Raw genomic sequence first — 16409 nt, forward strand, 5'->3', positions numbered from 1 at the left:
GCGCCGCCGACGCGGGCTCCCGGCGGGGGCGGCCGGTGGGCCCGCTCCCGCCGGGGGCCGGTCACTGGTTGGCGAGGACCTGGTTGACCTGGGACTCGGCCGCGGAGAGCAGCTTGTCGACATCGGCGTCCTTGTTGGTGAGGATGCCGGACATGACGTTGTCGAGGACCTTGTAGATCTCCTGCGCCTTCGGCGGTTCGGCCTTGCCGGGCACCGGGTTGTCCATGAACGTCCTGAAGTTGGCGACCGGCATGGTGGCGTTCGCCAGCCGGGCGGCGTCGTCCTTCTTCTTCGACTCCCCCAGCCAGAAGTTGGGCTGCGGGACGCCGACCGGGAGCTTGTCGGCCTTGGTGCGGGCCCAGTCGAACTGGCCCTTGCCTACGGTCAGGTTCTTGAAGTTGAGCCAGGCGATCGCGGCCTTGATCTTGTCGCCCGAGATACCGCTCTTGATCATGTAGTTGTTGCCGCCGGCCAGGGTGTTCTTCTCGCCCGGGATCGGGCCCATGCCGAAGTTCTCGTACTCCGCGCCGAGTTGCTGGACCATGTACGCGATGTCGTCGGGGGCGGCGAGGAACATGCCGAGCTTGTCGCTCGCAATCTGCTTCTGCAGGTCGCCCCACTTGAGCAGCTGGGTCTTGCCCATGCTGTCGTCGTCCCAGCGCATGGCGTGCAGGTTGCGCGCCACCTGCCGGCCGATGTCGTTGTTGAACGCGGCCTTCTTGCCGCTCGCGTCCACGATGTCGCCGCCGAGGCTGTACACCTGGGCGGTGAAGTGCCAGCCGCCGGTGTTGGCCGCGCTGTAGTCGCCGTAGCCGGCGATGCCGTCACCGAGGGCGGCGATCTTCCTGGCCGCGCTGCGGACCTCGTCCCAGGTGCGCGGCGGGGAGTCGGGGTTCAGGCCGGCCTGCCGGAAGAGCTTGCGGTTGATGAGCAGGCCCATGGTGTAGTTGCTGGTCGGCAGGCCGTAGAGCTTGCCGTCGTGCTTGAGCGAGCCGAGCACGTTCGGGTCGATGTCCTTCAGCAGCGGGACCGTCCTGTCGTTGACGTACGCGGTGATGTCGGCGGCGCCGTCGTTGTCGAGCACCTGCGGCAGGTCGGTGAAGTAGGTGTAGAAGACGTCGGGCTGGGACTTGGCCTTCAGCATGGCGGTGAAGCGGGGCGGTTCCAGGCACTGGCCCGGGGTGGAGCGGCCCTCGACGGTCACGTTGGGGTACTTCTTGTTGAACTCGGCGACGTCCTGCTTCCACTCCCTGAGTTCGGCCGCCTTGGCCGCGGGGGGCATGCAGTCGATGGTGATCGTCACCTTGGTTTTGGGGTCCAGGGGGGCGGCCGGGTCGGAGGAGCCACCTCCTTCGGAACCACCGGCGCCGTTGTCGCTCGCGCTGGTGCCGCAGGCGGCGAGCGCGGTCAGGGTGAGCGCGGAGACGAGGGCGACCGCGCCGGAGCGACGGGTACGGCGGAACCGGGCACTTCTCATGGGTGGTCCCCTTCGGGCATGAACGGTGAGGTCGCCCCACCGTCGGGGCGACTCGGTGCGTTGTGGGGCGCCGCACACTCAACCACCATCAACAAGTGGCAGCAATATCTCGCGCCAATTTCGCAATTGTTTGACAGCCCCGGAGTCCACTCGCAGTGGAACCGCCACCGTCCACAGTCGACGCGCGGACCCAACAGCCGTCTGTCGATGGCGAAGCAGTCGCGGTCCGCCCCCGGGAGACGTCCGGAGCGGACCGCGACGCCCTCATCGCGAGGGCAGGAACTTGTGGATCAGGGCATACGAGAACACCGGCACCGGGGACCGCGGGGCGGTGTCCCGGCGCCGGTGCCGGCCCGAGTGGGAGGAGAGGGATCAGCTCGCGGGCGGGGGCGCGGTGGAGCCGCGCAGCACCAGTTCCGGCTCGAAGAGCAGCTCGCCGGGGTGCGAACGGCTGCCCTGGAGCTGGGCGCACAGCAGCTCCACCGCCGCCCGGCCCATCGCCTCGATGGGCTGACGGACCGTCGACAGCGGCGGCTCGGTGCAGTTCATGAAGGCCGAGTCGTCGTACCCGACCACCGAGACGTCCCCGGGGACGGTGAGTCCCCGCCTGCGCACGGCCCGAATGGCGCCGAGCGCCAGCGGGTCGCTGGCGCAGACGACGCCGGTCACGCCGCGCTCCAGGAGCCGGGCGGCCGCGGCCTGCCCGCCCTCCAGCGAGAACATCGACCGCGCGACGAACTCCTCCGGCAGTTCCCCGCCCGCGCGGCGGGCCACCACCCGGGCGGCCTCCAGCTTGCGGCGCGAGGGAACATGGTCGCTCGGGCCGAGCACCAGCCCGATCCGCTCGTGCCCCAGCGAGGCGAGATGGCGCCAGGCCTGCTCGACGGCGACGGCGTCGTCGCAGGCGACGCAGGGGAAGTCCAGGCCCTCGATGGAGGCGTTGACGAGGACCACCGGGATGTCCCGCTCGGCGAGCTGCCGGTAGTGGTCGTGCGGCGCGTCGGCCTGGGCGAACAGCCCGCCGGCGAAGACCACGCCGGACACCTGCTGCTGCAGCAGGAGGTCCACGTAGTCGGCTTCGGAGACGCCGCCCTTGGTCTGCGTGCACAGCACCGGGGTCAGCCCCTGCTGGGCCAGCGCCGCGCCGATGACCTCGGCGAACGCCGGGAAGATCGGGTTCTGCAGCTCCGGCAGGACGAGTCCGACGAGACGGGCGCGCTCGCCGCGGAGCTGCGTGGGCCGCTCGTAGCCGAGGACGTCGAGAGCGGTGAGCACCGACTGCCGGGTCGACTCCGAGACTCCGGGCTTGCCGTTGAGGACACGACTGACCGTCGCCTCGCTGACCCCCACTTTCTTGGCCACCTGAGCAAGTCGTCGCGTCATGTACGCAAGCCTAGCGCAATTTCCGCAAATGAATTGCGGTGATTGCCGCGGGTTTTGGGACGCGGGGTCCCGGGCCCGGGTACCGCGGCGCCGCGGGTGCGCGTCAGGGGGCGGGCTCGGCGAGGACGGCGCGGCAGTCGAGCCATGCCTCGGTGCTCAGCAGCGCCCGGAGCCGGGTGAAGAGCGCGAGCAGATCGGGCCCCCACCGCTCGCGGAAGGCGGGGTCGAGCCGGGCGAGGTCGAGTTCGTTCGCGGCCGACAGTTCGGCGAAGTCCCGGCGCGAGCGCGCCCCGGGCACGTGGGTCACGCCGGTGAAGCGGTCGTGGAAGGGGGCGTCGGTCCGGGCGAGGTCCGGATAGGTGGCCTCGCGGTCGCAGGAGGCGTACAGGTAGACGATCGACTCGGCCTCGGCGCCGATCACCGCGGCGAGTTCGGCCCGGCGGGTCACCGGCAGCAGGGCGCCGGGAAAGCCGTCGGTGCCGTAGAAGGCGTGGCAGAGTCCCGCGAGCCGGAGCGCCGGGCGGGCCTGCCACAGCGCGAGCCGGTCGTGGACGCGGCGCAGGTGTGCGAGGAGGGTGCCGCCGGGGTGGGCCATGTCCTGCGCGCCGCACTCGCGGAGCAGGGCCAGCGCCCGGTCCGCGGCGTCGGGAGGTGTGCCGGTGTCCGGTTCGATCACTTGTGGCGTCCTTTCACGTCAACGGGCGGAGCCCGGGTGGAACTTGGGGAGCCGGACGGTGATCTTCGTGCCGGCGCCGAGGCCGGTCTCGATGACGAGGCCGTGGTCGTCGCCGTAGACCTGGCGCAGCCGCATGTCCACGTTGCTCAGGCCTATACCGGCGGACGGGCCGTCCCGGCCGCGCAGCAGGTCGCGCAGGCGCTGCGGGTCCATGCCGACGCCGTCGTCCTCGATGACGACCCGGGCCTCGGTGCCCTCGTCCTCGGCGGTGATGGTGATCCGGCCTCGGTCCACGGACTCCTCGAGACCGTGTTTGAGCGCGTTCTCCACGAGGGGCTGCAGGCAGAGGAACGGCAGGGTGACGGGCAGGACCTCGGGGGCGATCCGCAGGGTCACCTCCAGGCGTCTGCCGAACCGGGCGCGGGCGAGTTCGAGGTACTGCTCGATCGAGCGCAGTTCCTCGGCGAGCGTGGTGAAGTCGCCGTTCCGGCGGAACGAGTAGCGCGTGAAGTCCGCGAACTCCAGCAGCAGTTCGCGGGCGCGCTCGGGGTCGGTGCGGACGAACGAGGCGATGGAGGCCAGGGAGTTGTAGATGAAGTGCGGGGAGATCTGGGCGCGCAGGGCCTTGATCTCGGCCTCGATCACGCTGGAGCGCGCCCGGTCCAGGTCGACGAGTTCGAGCTGGACCGAGACCCAGCGGGCCACCTCCTCGGCGGCCCGGACGACGACGGCGGACTCGTGGCCGGCGAAGGCGGCCAGGGCGCCGGCGGGCCGGCCGTCGACCGTCAGCGGGACCATCACCCCCCAGCGGACGGGGCAGCGGGCGTCGGGGCAGGTCAGCGTGAACGTCCGGGTGCGCGTGGCGTGGGCGAGGTGGGCCGCGGCCGCGGCCCGGTGGTGGTCGCCGGCGCCGTCCCAGGCGAGTACGGCCTCCTCGTCGGCGAGGGCGAGGGCGACCGTGCCGAGCAGCGGCCGCAGCCGGCGGGCCGCCTTGCGGGCGGTGTCCGGGGTGAGGCCGGCGCGCAGGGGCGGTGCGGCGAGCGAGGCGGTGTGCAGGGTGTGGAAGGTGGCACGCTCCACGGGGGTGCCGACGCCGGCCTGGTTCTCCTGCTGCCGGCGGGCCGCGGCGTGACCGAGGGCGGCGCCCAGGGCGAACAGCCCGAGGGCGGCCACGGCGAGGACGACGGTGCCGAGCGCGGTCACGGACGGCGCCCCCGCGACCGCTGCGGACCGGCGCCCGGGGCGCCGACCGGGGCGCTCGGCGGCTCGGGCAGGTGGAGCCTGGCCATCGTGGCCGCCGCGGTCGCCGGGACGCGGTGCCGGGTGGCCAGGGAGATCAGCACCATGGCCGCGAAGCCCACGGGGACCGACCAGACGGCCGGCCAGGCCAGCAGGGTGTGCAGGGGGCCGGACCTCGCCCCGCCGGCGATGGTCACGGTCACCGCGGTGAGGGCGGATCCGCCGCCGAGGAGGAGCCCCGCGACCGCGCCGGGCGGGGTGAGGCCGCGCCACCAGATGCCGAGGAGCAGCAGCGGGCAGAACGAGGAGGCGGACACGGCGAAGGCGAGGCCGACCGCGTCGGCCACCGGGAGGTCGGTGACGACGGCGCCGGCGGCGGTGGGCACCGCGATGGCGGGCAGGGTAGCGAGCCGGAAGTTGCGGATGCCGAGGGTCGGCAGCACGTCCTGGGCGAGCACCCCGGCGACGGACATGGTGAGTCCGGACACGGTGGACAGGAACGCCGCGCAGGCGCCGCCCGCGACCAGGGCGCCGAGCAGGTCGCCGCCGAGCCCGCCGATCAGCCGCTGCGGCAGGACGAGCACCGCCGCGTCGGTGTCGCCTGTCAGCAGCAGGTCGGGCGCGTAGAGCCGGCCGAGCACGCCGTAGAGCGGGACCAGCAGGTAGAAGGCGCCGAGCAGGCCGAGGACGACGACGGTGGTGCGGCGGGCGGCCCGGCCGTCGGGGTTGGTGTAGAAGCGGACGACGACGTGCGGCAGTCCCATGGTGCCGAGGAAGGTGGCGAGGATCAGCCCGTAGGTGGCGTACAGGCCGTGCTGTTCGCGGCCGGCCGACAGCGGCTGCGCCCAGCCGGAGGGGGCGGTGCCGGGACCGCCGTCGCCGGGCAGCGGCACGGGGGCGCCGGCCGGGAAGGTCAGGGCGGTGCCGGGGGCGACGCGGTGGGTGCCCGCGCCGAGGGTGAGCGGTCCGCCGTCGAGGGGGCGTCCGTCGACGGTTCCGCTGACGGTGACGCGCACCGGTTCCTGGACGGTGAGGGTCAGCGGCCGGTCGCCGGCGACGCGTGTGGAGCGCTGGAAGACGGGCCGCTCGTCCCAGGCGGGGGCCGGGGCCCGGTCGGCGCGCCAGGCGATGAGCAGGAACACGGCCGGCACCAGCAGGGCGGTGAGCTTCAGCCAGTACTGGAACGCCTGGACGAAGGTGATGCTGCGCATGCCGCCCGCGGCCACCGCCACGGTGACCACGGCGGCCACGACCAGGCCGCCGAACCAGCCGGGCGCGCCGGTGAGCAGCCGCAGGATCAGCCCGGCGCCGCGCAGTTGGGGCAGCAGGTAGAGCCAGCCGACGCCGACGACGAGCACGCCGGCGATCCGCCGCACGGCGCGGGACTCCAGGCGTGCCTCGGCGAAGTCCGGCAGGGTGTAGGCGCCGGAGCGGCGCAGCGGGGCGGCGACGAAGGCGAGCAGCACCAGGAAGCCGGCGGTGTAGCCGATGGGGAACCAGAGCATGTCGGCGCCTTGGGCGAGGACGAGTCCGGCGACGCCGAGGAAGGAGGCGGCGGACAGGTACTCGCCGCTGACGGCGAAGGCGTTGAGCCGCGGCGGGACGCTGCGCGAGGCGACGTAGAAGTCGGAGGTGGTGCGCGAGATGCGCAGGCCCAGCGCGCCGACGAGCACCGTGGCGAGTACCACGGCCGACACTCCGGCGATTCCGTACGTCTGGTTCAACGCCCGGTCACGCCGCCCTCGTTGCGCTCCGCACGGCGTACGTACCAGGCTCCCGTGCACAGCAGGACGGGGTACGGCGCCACGCCCAGCAGCAGCCAGACCGCCAGCGGCACGTCGTGCTCGGCGCCGCCGGCGAGGAGGACCCGCAGGAGGACCGGGAGCAGTCCCAGGGAGAGGGCGAGCAGGGCCGTCGCGGCGAGGGCGGCGCGCAGCTGACGGCGCATCAGGTTCCGTACGGGGGCGTCGTCGTCCGGGGCGGCGGGGCGGCCGCCGGGCGGGATCGCGGCACGGGGCGGGGGGAGGCCGGCGCGGTCGGTGCGGGGCCGTCCGGTGACCACCTCTCTGCGAGGGACGGATTCGGCACCCATCACGCACTCCCCGACGCCGCGGTGATCACCTTGTTGCGGCGAGTGTACGCAGCGCCGGGGCGGTCAGGTAGGTACCGGACGAGGATCGCCACAGGGCCGCCACGGCCGCTTCGCCGGCGCCCGGGACGCCGGGCGGCGTCACCGTCGTCCGCGTACCGCGCCCTGGGCCCGGGCGGCCAGCAGGTCCCGCAGTTCCCGGGCGTTGCGGCGGCTCACGGCGAGGACGCGGTCGCCGATCCGGACGGTCAGGTTGCCGCCGTCCAGGCGGAGTTCCTCGATGCGGCCGAGGGCCACCAGGCGGCTGCGGTGGATGCGGACGAACCCGCGCGAGCGCCACTGCTCCTCCAGGGTGGTGAGCGGGACGCGCACCAGGTGGCTGCCGTGCGGGGTGTGCAGGCGGGCGTAGTCGCCCTGTGCCTCGACGTAGGTGATGTCGGCGACGGGGACGAACCGGGTCACCCCGCCGAGTTCCACGGGGACCTGGTCGCCGGGGGCGCCGGCCGGGGCGGGGCCGTCCGCCGGGAGCCGGGGCGGCCGGGGGCCCTGCCCGGCCCGGGTCAGTTCGGCGACGCGCCGTACCGCCTCCGCGAAGCGCTCCTTGCGCAGCGGCTTGAGCAGGTAGTCCACCGCCTTGAGGTCGAACGCCCGCAGCGCGAAGTCCTCGTGGGCGGTGACGAAGACGATCAGCGGCGGGTTCGGGTGGCCGGCGAGCAGTCCGGCGAGCTCCAGGCCGCTCAGACCCGGCATGTTGATGTCGAGGAAGACGACGTCGAAGGCGTCCGGGGCGCCGGGCCCGGCCGCGAAGGCCCGCTCCAGCAGGCGCACCGCCCCCGCCGCGTCCAGGGCGGGCACGACGCTGCCGATCCGCTCGTCCTCGCCGAGCAGGTAGAGCAGTTCCTCCAGCGCGGGTTCCTCGTCGTCCACCGCGAGCGCGCGCAGCGGCTCCTGTCCGTCGCCGGCTCGTGGCCCGGGCCGCCCGGCCGCGCCCATGTCCCGCATCTCCTCGTCCCCTGCCCTCTCGTGCCGTCCCGTCCCGTCCCGCGGGGCCCGGGCCCCAGGGCATCCTGGCCCCTCGGGGCCGCGGCCGTCGAGAAGCCGGCGGCGTCGCGTGCGCCGGTCATTCCGGCAGCCGCATGCGCACCCTCTCCCCCGGCCCGACCCGGACCACCCGGTCCTGCAGCCGGAAGTCGATGGGCGGCCGGCCGGACGCGGACGGCACCGTGGCCTCCAGCAGGCCCGCGCGCAGGCGCAGCCGGACGCCCCAGTGGCCCTGGTAGCGCAGGGAGAAGCCGTAGGAGGAGAGTTCCGGCAGCGGCACCGGGTCGAGCCAGAGGGCGCCGTCGCGGGTCTCCAGGCCGGTGAGGCAGCGCTGCACGAGGTCGAGGGTGCCGGCCATGGCGCCCAGGTGGATGCCCTCGCCGGTGGTGCCGCCCTGGACGTCGGCGATGTCGCCGCGCAGGGCCTCCTGGACGAAGCCCCAGGCGTCGGCGCGGCGGGCGCGGGCCAGGATCCAGCCGTGCACGAGGCCGCTCAGGGTGGAGCCGTGGGAGGTGCGGTGCAGGTAGTGGTCGACCGTCGCGGCCCAGATGTCCTCGTCCAGGCGGTGCCCCAGCCGCCGGAACAGGGACTGCAGTTCGGTGGGCGAGAACAGGTAGCCGAGCATCAGCACGTCGGCCTGCTTGGACGCCCGGTAGCGGTTGACGGTGTCGCCCTCCGCCTCCAGGATCCGGTCGAGGCGCCGGATGTCGCCGTACCGTACCCGGTAGGCCTCCCAGTCCAGTTCGGCGAGATCGCCGTAGCCCTCGAACTGGCTGATCACGCCGTCGTGGTAGGGCACGTGGAGGGTGCGGGAGACCTCCTCCCAGCGGGCCAGTTCGTCCTGTTCCAGGCCGATGCCCTCGGCCAGTTCGAGGCGGCGCGGCTCGGGCAGGTCGCGCAGCAGGCCCAGGGCGCGCAGCAGCACCCAGGCCGCGGTGACGTTCGTGTACGCGTTGTCGTCCAGGCCGGGCGCGGCGGCGTCGGGGTAGGCGTCGTGGTACTCGTCGGGGCCGACCACGCCCAGGATGCGGTGCCGGCCGAGGTGTTCGTCGTAGGTGGCCGAGTCGGCCCAGAAGCGGGCGATCTGGAGCAGCATCTCGGCGCCCTCGGTGTGCAGGAAGTCGGTGTCGCCGGTGGCCTCGCAGTACTGCCAGACGTTGTAGGCGACGGCCGAGCCGACGTGCCGCTGCAGCCGGGAGTGGTCCGGCAGCCAGCGCCCCGAGCGGGGGTTGAGGTGCAGCTCCTGGGTCTCCTCCCGGCCGTCGCTGCCGCTCTGCCACGGGTACAGGGCGCCGCGCCGGCCGGCCTCGTGGGCCGCGTGGACGGCCGCGTCGAGGCGGCGGTGGCGGTAGTGGAGCAGCGCCCGGGAGACCTCGGGCAGGTGGAGGTTCAGGTACGGCAGCACGAACAGCTCGTCCCAGAACACGTGCCCCCGGTACGCCTCGCCGTGCAGTCCGCGGGCGGGGACGCCCACGTCGAGGTCGGCGGTGTGCGGGGAGAGGCACTGCAGCACGTGGAAGAGGTGCAGGCGCAGGATGCTGCCCGGCTCGCCGGGGACGTCGAGTTCCGCGCGCCGCCAGAGCTGTTCCCAGGCCGTGGCGTGCGAGGAGAGCAGCTCGTCGAAGGCGGGCGCGTTCTCGGCCCGGTCGACGGCGGCCCACAGCGGGTCGCTGATGGCGGGGTCGTGCGAGGTGTGCAGGGCGACGCACTTGTCGACGGTGACCGTGCGGCCGGGCGCGAGGGCCAGGCGCAGCCGCCGTACGGCCCGGGTCGGCTCGTGCGCGTCGGTCGCCGGGGCGTCGGCGGTCAGCCGGCAGGCGAGTCCGACGGCGATGTCCGAGGTGCGGGTGCGGCAGCGCAGCCACATCGCGCCCGACTCGGCGCTGCCGGTCTCGATCCGGGTGAGGTGGCGGCCGTCGAGGTCGCGGTAGCGGGCCACCCCGGAGTTGGTGACGCCGCCGTCGAGCGCGGCCTCGACGTCGAGTTCGCCGGTCCAGTCCTCGGCGGTGACGTCCGTGCGCAGGGCGGCGAGGTGCGGGTCGCCCATGTGGACCAGGCGGAGCTGGCGCACGAGGAGCGTGCCGCCGCCGTCCAGCCGGTACCTGGTGCGGCGCTCCAGCACGCCGGGGTCCAGGTGCAGGATCTGCCGATGCTCGGCGACCGGGGTGGTGTCGGGGCCGAGCCAGTCGTGGCCGTCCGGGCGGATGCGCAGCGGCAGCCAGTCGGGGAGGTTGACCATGTCCTCGTTGTCGACCCGGCGGCCGGCGACGTCGGAGGTGAGCCGGTTGTAGATGCCGGCCGCGTAGGTCCCGGGGTAGTGCACGGCGTCCGCGGCGCACTCGGGCAGCGCGCCGCGGGTGGCGAAGCAGCCGTTGCCCAGGGTGCACAGGGACTCCCGCAGGCGTTCCTCCGCGGGGTCGTACCCGTCGTACTCCCACAGCAGTCCCGGCACCTCGGTCCCCCTTCCGGTGTCCTTCGCCGTGGCGGTCACCGTTCGGACAGCAGGCCGGCGAGGATCCGGTCCGGGGTGAGGGGCAGTTCGCGGAACCGGATCCCGGTGGCGTGGTGGACGGCGTTGCCGAGGGCGGCGGCGGTGCCGACGATGCCGATCTCGCCGATGCCCTTGCTGCCCATGGGGTTGAGGTGCGGGTCGTCCTCCTCGATCCAGTCGGCCTCGATGTGCGGGACGTCGGCGTGGGCGGGCACGTGGTACGAGGCGAGGTCGGCCTCGGTGAAGTCGCCGAACGCGGCGTCCATGGTGCTGCCCTCGGTCAGTGCCATGCCCAGGCCCATGATCATGCCGCCGACGAACTGCGAGCGCGCGGTGCGGGTGTTGAGGATCCGCCCGGCGGCGAAGACGCCGAGCATCCTGCGGGCCCGTACCTCGCCGGTGACGGTGTCGACGGCGACCTCGGCGAAGTGGGCGCCGAAGGCGTGCCGGGCGTACGGGGAGTCGGCGTCCGCCCGGCCGGCGGTGTCGGAACGGACCAGGAGGCCGTCGGCGGGCAGCGGGCCCGTGTGTTCGGCGAGCCGGGTCGCCAGACCGGCGCACGCCTCGTGCACGGCCCAGCCCCAGGACGCGGTGCCGGAGGAGTCGCCGGCCAGCGACGCCGGGGGCAGGTCGCTGCGGCCCACCTCGGTGCGCACCCGGTCCAGGGGCGCGCCGAGGGCGTCGGCGGCGACCTGGGCGAGGACGGTGCGCGCGCCGGTGCCGATGTCGGCCGCGTTCACCCTGATGACGAAGGTGCCGTCGGGCAGGGCCTGGGCGGTGGCGGTCGACGGCCGGATCATGACCGGGTAGGTCGCCGCGGCCACTCCGGTGCCGATGAGCAGTGCGCCCTCGGTCCGGGAGCGCGGGCGCGGGTCGCGCCGGTCCCAGCCGAAGCGGCGGGCGCCCTCGCGCAGGCACTCGGCGAGGTGCCGGCTGCTGAACGGCTTGCCGCTGCCGGGTTCCCTCTCCGGCTCGTTGCGGATCCGCAGCTCGACAGGGTCCGCGCCGAGGGCCCCGGCGAGTTCGTCGACCGCCGACTCCAGGGCGTACATGCCGGGGGCCTCGCCGGGGGCGCGCATCCAGGACGGGCTGGGGACGTCCAGCGGCACCACCCGGTGGGAGCTGAGCAGGTGCGGGGCGGTGTACATGACGCGGGACGGCACCGCGGCCTGCTCCACGAACTCCCTGACGTGCGAGGTGTGCGTGGTGACCTCGTGCAGCACCGCGGTGAGGTGTCCGTCGGCGGTGGCGCCGAGGCGCAGCCGGTGCAGGGTGGGGGCCCGGTGGCCGACGACGGTGGGCATGTACCGGCGGGGGTAGGCCACCGTGACCGGCCGGCCGGTGTGCCGTGCGGCCATGGCGGCGAGGACGACGTCGGGGCGCGGGGTGCCCTTGGAGCCGAAGCCGCCGCCGACGTGCTCGGCCACCACGGTGACGTGCTCCTCGGGCAGGTCGAAGAGACCGGCGAGCACGGACTGGACGGTCGTGCTGCCCTGGCTGGAGGTGTACACGGTCAGCCGGTCGCCGTCCCAGTGCGCGGTGCTCGCGTGCGGTTCCATGGGGTGGTTGTGCAGGGGCGGCACCCGGTACTCGGTGTCCAGGCGGACGTCGGCGGCGGCGAAGGCGCCGTACGGGTCGCCGTGTTCGAGGCGGCCCGGCTGAGCGCCCCCTTCGGGCTCGTAGGCGTCCGGGTGGTCGGGGCGGAGCACGACGTCGTGGTGCTCGGCGGCGTAGTGGACGCGGACGGCCCGGGCGGCGGCACGGGCCGCCTCGAGGGTCTCGGCGACGGCCAGGCCGACGCACCAGCCCCGGTGCGGCACGTGCCGGTTCTGCAGGACGGCGAGCGTCGCGTCGTCCGTCTCGCCGAGGCGCGGGGCGTCGCCGGGGGTCAGCACGGCGAGGACGCCTGGCAGCGCGAGGGCGGCCGCGGTGTCCACGCCGGTGACCCGGCCCCGGGCCACGGCGGCGGGCACGGGCCAGGCGTAGGCGCGGCCGGGCACCGGGTACTCGGCGGCGTACCGGGCGTTCCCGGTGACCTTCTCGCGCCCTTCCCGCCGCCCCGCGGGCGCCCCGAGGGCGGTGCCGGTGCGCGGGGTGGGGTGGGGGTCCCGGTCCAGGGCGCCGGTCCGGGGCTGCCGCTCCCCGCCTGCCTCGGCCGGGGCGGAGGCGGTGCGGGTGAGGGGGTCGTCGTGCGGCAGGCCCGTCCCGGACAGCGCGTCGTCCCTGGCCGCGCCGGCGGCGGCCATCGGGTCGTGGTGCGGCAGACCGGTGCCGGACAGCGGGTCGTCCCGGGGCAGCCCGGTGGCGGCCATCGGGTCGTCGTGCGGCAGTCCGGTCCCGGGCAGCGGGCCGCCGTGCTCCAGTGGGTCGTGCGCCATCGGGTTCTCCTGGGGTCGGCCGGGTCCGAGGGGGTCAGGCCGTCGCGGGGGCGGGGGCCAGGCGGTTCAGGACGTCCAGTGCGAGGTTGCGGGCGAGGGGCACCTTGTAGGCGTTGTCGCGCAACGGCTCGGCGCGCTCCAGTTCCAGGGCGACGGCGCCCTCGAAGGCCTCGGGGGTCGCGGCCGCGCCCAGCAGGGCCGTCTCCGCGTGGTGGGCCCGCCAGGGCCGGTGGGCGAGGCCGCCGAAGGCGAGGCCCACCTGGTCCACGACGCCGTCCGCGACGCGCAGGACGACGGCCACGGAGGCCAGGGCGAAGGCGTACGAGGCCCGGTCGCGGGCCTTGCGGTAGGCGGAGGGCGCCCCGGCCCGGGCGGCCGGGAGCAGCACGCCGGTGATCAGCTCGCCGGGTCGGATCTCGGTGTCCCGCTCCGGGCGCATTCCGGGCAGCCGGTGGAAGTCGGCCACCGGGATGCTGCGTCCGCCCTCGGCGCCGTACAGCTCGACCCGGGCGTCGAGGGCGGCGAGGGCGACGGCCATGTCGGAGGGGTGGGTGGCGATGCAGTGCGGGGAGTGGCCGAGCACGGCGTGGTCGCGGTGCACGCCGTCGCGGGCGCCGCAGCCGCTGCCGGGCTCGCGCTTGTTGCAGGGCTTGTCCAGGTCCTGGAAGTACGGGCAGCGGGTGCGCTGGAGCAGGTTGCCGCCGGTGGTGGCGGCGTTGCGGAGCTGGCCGGAGGCGCCCGCGAGGAGGGCCTGGGAGAGCACCGGGTAGCGGTCGCGGACGAGCGGGTGGGCGGCGAGGTCGCTGTTGCGGACGGTGGCGCCGACGCGCAGCGCGCCGTCCGGCAGTTCCTCCACCGCGTCCAGCGGCAGCCGGCCCACGTCGATGAGGACGCCGGGGGTCTCCACGCCGAGCTTCATCAGGTCGACGAGGTTGGTGCCGCCGGCGAGGTAGCGGGCGCCGGGGTGCGCCGCGTGGGCCTCGACGGCCTCCTGGACACCGGTGGGCCTGAGGTATTCGAAGCCTTTCACCCGATCACGTCCTCCACCGCTTCGACGATGCGCGGATAGGCGCCGCACCTGCACAGGTTGCCGCTGAGCCGCTCGCGGATCTCGGTCCGGTCCAGCGGCACGGGCCGGCCGGAGGGCTCGGCCGGGTCGGTGACGTGGGAGGGGTGGCCGGCGGCGGCCTCGGCGAGCATGCCCACGGCGGAGCAGATCTGCCCGGGGGTGCAGTAGCCGCACTGGAAGGCGTCGCGTTCGAGGAAGGCCCGCTGCAGGGGGTGCGGTTCCTCCCCGTCGCCGCCGAGGCCTTCGACGGTGGTGACCTCGCTGCCGTCGAGGGTGACGGCGAGCAGCAGGCAGCCGTTGACGCGGCGTCCGTCGACCAGGACGGTGCAGGCGCCGCACTGACCGTGGTCGCACCCCTTCTTGGAGCCGGTGAGCCCGAGGTCCTCGCGGAGCAGGTCCAGCAGGACCCGCCGGTGGTCGACGAGCAGGGTGTGGGGTTTGCCGTTCACCCGCAGGGTGATCTCCGAGTGCGGGTCGGGCCGGTTTTCACTGGTCATGGCAAGGAGGGCCTTCCGGACGGGCCGTGGTGTCCGTGCACACCGCGTATCCAGGCTGCGACGCCTCACACGTCCCGGCCACTCCAGCGCCCCCGCGGCCCCCGGCGGCGGTCCGGCCGGGACCGGGGCCGGCCGCCGCCACGCACGGCCGGCCGGCCGTGGGGAACGCCCTCAGACGGCCGGCACCTCGCCGTCCCGCCGGGCGAACTGGGTGCGGTGCAGTTCCGCGTACCGCCCGTCGACGGCGAGCAGTTCCTCGTGCGTGCCCCGTTCCACGATCCGGCCGGCCTCCACGACCAGGATCTGGTCGGCGGCCCGCACGGTGGACAGCCGGTGCGCGATCACCACGGCGGTACGGCCCTCCAGGGCCTCGGTGAGGGCCTCCTGTACGGCCGCCTCGGAGGTGTTGTCCAGGTGGGCGGTGGCCTCGTCGAGGATGACCACGCGCTGGCGGGCCAGCAGCAGCCGGGCGATGGTCATGCGCTGGCGTTCGCCGCCGGAGAGCCGGTAGCCGCGCTCGCCGACGACCGTGTCGAGACCGTCCGGCAGGGAGCGCACCACCTCGGCGAGCCGGGCGCGGCCGAGCGCGTCCCACAGTTCCTCGTCCGGGGCGTCCGGCCGGGCGAGCAGCAGGTTGGCGCGGACGGTGTCGTGGAAGAGGTGGCCGTCCTGGGTGACCATGCCGAGGGTGGCCCGCAGCGAGGCGGCGCTCAGGTCGCGCACGTCGGCCCCGCCGATCCGCACCGCACCGGAGTCGACGTCGTAGAGGCGCGGCAGCAGCTGCGCGATGGTGGACTTGCCGGCGCCCGAGGAGCCGACCAGGGCGACGGTCTGACCGGGTTCGGCGCGGAAGGAAACGCCGTGCAGGACCTCGGTGCCGCCGCGGGTGTCCAGGGCGGCGACCTCCTCGAGCGAGGCGAGGGAGACCTGGTCGGCGGACGGGTAGGCGAAGCGGACGTCGTCGAACTCGACCGCGACCGGCCCGTCCGGCACCTCGGCCGCGTCCGGCTTCTCCTCGATGAGCGGCTTCAGGTCGAGCACCTCGAAGACCCGCTCGAAGCTGACCAGGGCGGACATCACCTCGACGCGGGCCCCGGCGAGCGAGGTGAGCGGGGCGTAGAGCCGGGTGAGCAGCAGGGCGAGGGAGACGACGGCGCCGGCCTCCAGGGTGCCGTGCAGCGCGAACCAGCCGCCGAGGCCGTAGACGAGGGCCAGGGCGAGGGCGGAGACCAGGGTGAGGCTGGTGATGAACACCGACTGGGCGGTGGCCGTGCGCACCCCGATGTCGCGCACCCGGCGGGCGCGGGCCGCGAACTCCGCCGACTCCTCCTCCGGGCGGCCGAACAGCTTGACCAGGGTGGCGCCGGGCGCGGAGAAGCGCTCGGTCATCCGGGTGCCCATGGCCGCGTTGAGGGCCGCGGCCTCCCGCTGCATCCGGGCCATGCGGCTGCCCATGCGGCGGGCGGGCAGCACGAACACCGGCAGCAGCACCAGCGCGAGCAGGGTGATCTGCCAGGACAGGGTGAGCATCACCGCGAGCGTGAGCAGTAGGGTGACGAGGTTGGTCACCACGCCCGAGAGGGTGTTGGCGAACGCCCGCTGGGCGCCGATGACGTCGTTGTTGAGACGGCTGACCAGCGCTCCCGTACGGGTGCGGGTGAAGAACGCGACCGGCATGCGCTGCACATGATCGAACACAGCCGTGCGCAGATCGAGGATGAGTCCCTCCCCGAGCGTCGACGACAGGCGCCGGCCGAGGACGCCCAGCCCCGCCTCAGCGAGCGCGACCAGCGCGATCATCAGGGAGAGCCGTACGACGGCCCCGGAGTCGTGGCCCGCCACGATCGCGTCGACGACATGGCCGGCGAGCACGGGGGTGGCCACGGCCAGCAGTGCCGTCACCACCCCGAGCAGGACGAAGCGGACGATGCCCGCGCGGTGCGGGCGGGCGAACGCGGCGATACGGCGCAGTGTGGCGCGGGCGAAGGGGCGGCGGTCGGCCTGTGCGTTCATGACGCTGTGCAGCTGCGTCCAGGCGGTGGTCTCCATGCTCATGGAAGAGAACGTAG

At 74.3% G+C, this 16409-nt stretch carries 12 protein-coding genes; all 12 read right to left on the reverse strand.

The features are described 5' to 3' along the window. Positions 1 to 61 precede the first annotated feature (61 nt). A complete protein-coding gene (locus tag ACZ7JA_RS24235) occupies positions 62 to 1477 on the reverse strand; it encodes an extracellular solute-binding protein (protein ID WP_351668097.1) in 1416 nt (471 codons plus the stop codon). Between the two features lie 372 nt (positions 1478 to 1849). Beyond that, a complete protein-coding gene (locus ACZ7JA_RS24240; protein ID WP_351668099.1) occupies positions 1850 to 2860 on the reverse strand; it encodes a LacI family DNA-binding transcriptional regulator in 1011 nt (336 codons plus the stop codon). 103 nt (positions 2861 to 2963) lie between these two features. Further along, complete coding sequence (locus ACZ7JA_RS24245; protein WP_389301393.1) at positions 2964 to 3536, reverse strand: DUF6817 domain-containing protein; 573 nt, start codon at positions 3534 to 3536, stop codon at positions 2964 to 2966. Between the two features lie 18 nt (positions 3537 to 3554). Continuing rightward, positions 3555 to 4739: a sensor histidine kinase gene (locus ACZ7JA_RS24250; RefSeq protein ID WP_470810378.1), complete on the reverse strand. Its 1185-nt coding sequence runs from the start codon at positions 4737 to 4739 to the stop codon at positions 3555 to 3557. Further along, positions 4736 to 6499, reverse strand: coding sequence for a sodium/solute symporter (locus tag ACZ7JA_RS24255; RefSeq protein ID WP_470810382.1), 1764 nt, complete (start codon positions 6497 to 6499; stop codon positions 4736 to 4738). Before ACZ7JA_RS24255 ends, ACZ7JA_RS24250 begins: the two co-directional genes overlap by 4 nt. After that, positions 6496 to 6867: a hypothetical protein gene (locus ACZ7JA_RS24260; RefSeq protein ID WP_470810387.1), complete on the reverse strand. Its 372-nt coding sequence runs from the start codon at positions 6865 to 6867 to the stop codon at positions 6496 to 6498. Before ACZ7JA_RS24260 ends, ACZ7JA_RS24255 begins: the two co-directional genes overlap by 4 nt. Before the next feature lie 138 nt (positions 6868 to 7005). Next, on the reverse strand, positions 7006 to 7857 hold the full coding sequence (locus tag ACZ7JA_RS24265; RefSeq protein WP_351668107.1) for a LytR/AlgR family response regulator transcription factor: 852 nt from the start codon (positions 7855 to 7857) through the stop codon (positions 7006 to 7008). Positions 7858 to 7984: 127 nt separating this feature from the next. Continuing rightward, positions 7985 to 10357, reverse strand: coding sequence for a glycoside hydrolase family 65 protein (locus tag ACZ7JA_RS24270; RefSeq protein ID WP_470810549.1), 2373 nt, complete (start codon positions 10355 to 10357; stop codon positions 7985 to 7987). 35 nt (positions 10358 to 10392) lie between these two features. Then, positions 10393 to 12774, reverse strand: a complete 2382-nt coding sequence (locus tag ACZ7JA_RS24275) for a xanthine dehydrogenase family protein molybdopterin-binding subunit (RefSeq protein ID WP_470810390.1) — start codon at positions 12772 to 12774, stop codon at positions 10393 to 10395. Between the two features lie 34 nt (positions 12775 to 12808). Next, complete coding sequence (locus tag ACZ7JA_RS24280) at positions 12809 to 13804, reverse strand: FAD binding domain-containing protein (RefSeq protein ID WP_351668111.1); 996 nt, start codon at positions 13802 to 13804, stop codon at positions 12809 to 12811. Beyond that, entirely contained in the window at positions 13801 to 14340 is a 540-nt protein-coding gene (locus tag ACZ7JA_RS24285; RefSeq protein WP_351668113.1) for a (2Fe-2S)-binding protein, read from the reverse strand. The genes ACZ7JA_RS24280 and ACZ7JA_RS24285 overlap by 4 nt, the downstream gene beginning before the upstream one ends. Positions 14341 to 14511: 171 nt before the next feature. After that, on the reverse strand, positions 14512 to 16389 hold the full coding sequence (locus tag ACZ7JA_RS24290; protein ID WP_450746567.1) for an ABC transporter ATP-binding protein: 1878 nt from the start codon (positions 16387 to 16389) through the stop codon (positions 14512 to 14514). Between the last annotated feature and the right edge of the window lie 20 nt (positions 16390 to 16409).

Source organism: Streptomyces sp. NPDC038135 (genome assembly GCF_055601245.1).

What these genes read in the sequence shown, in the direction of transcription:
- ACZ7JA_RS24290 (WP_450746567.1), bottom strand. Translation starts at nt 16,389, where the DNA reads ATGGAGACCACCGCCTGGACGCAGCTGCACAGCGTCATGAACGCACAG.
- ACZ7JA_RS24235 (WP_351668097.1), bottom strand. Translation starts at nt 1,477, where the DNA reads ATGAGAAGTGCCCGGTTCCGCCGTACCCGTCGCTCCGGCGCGGTCGCC.
- ACZ7JA_RS24240 (WP_351668099.1), bottom strand. Translation starts at nt 2,860, where the DNA reads ATGACGCGACGACTTGCTCAGGTGGCCAAGAAAGTGGGGGTCAGCGAG.
- ACZ7JA_RS24265 (WP_351668107.1), bottom strand. Translation starts at nt 7,857, where the DNA reads ATGGGCGCGGCCGGGCGGCCCGGGCCACGAGCCGGCGACGGACAGGAG.
- ACZ7JA_RS24275 (WP_470810390.1), bottom strand. Translation starts at nt 12,774, where the DNA reads ATGGCGCACGACCCACTGGAGCACGGCGGCCCGCTGCCCGGGACCGGA.
- ACZ7JA_RS24260 (WP_470810387.1), bottom strand. Translation starts at nt 6,867, where the DNA reads ATGGGTGCCGAATCCGTCCCTCGCAGAGAGGTGGTCACCGGACGGCCC.
- ACZ7JA_RS24285 (WP_351668113.1), bottom strand. Translation starts at nt 14,340, where the DNA reads ATGACCAGTGAAAACCGGCCCGACCCGCACTCGGAGATCACCCTGCGG.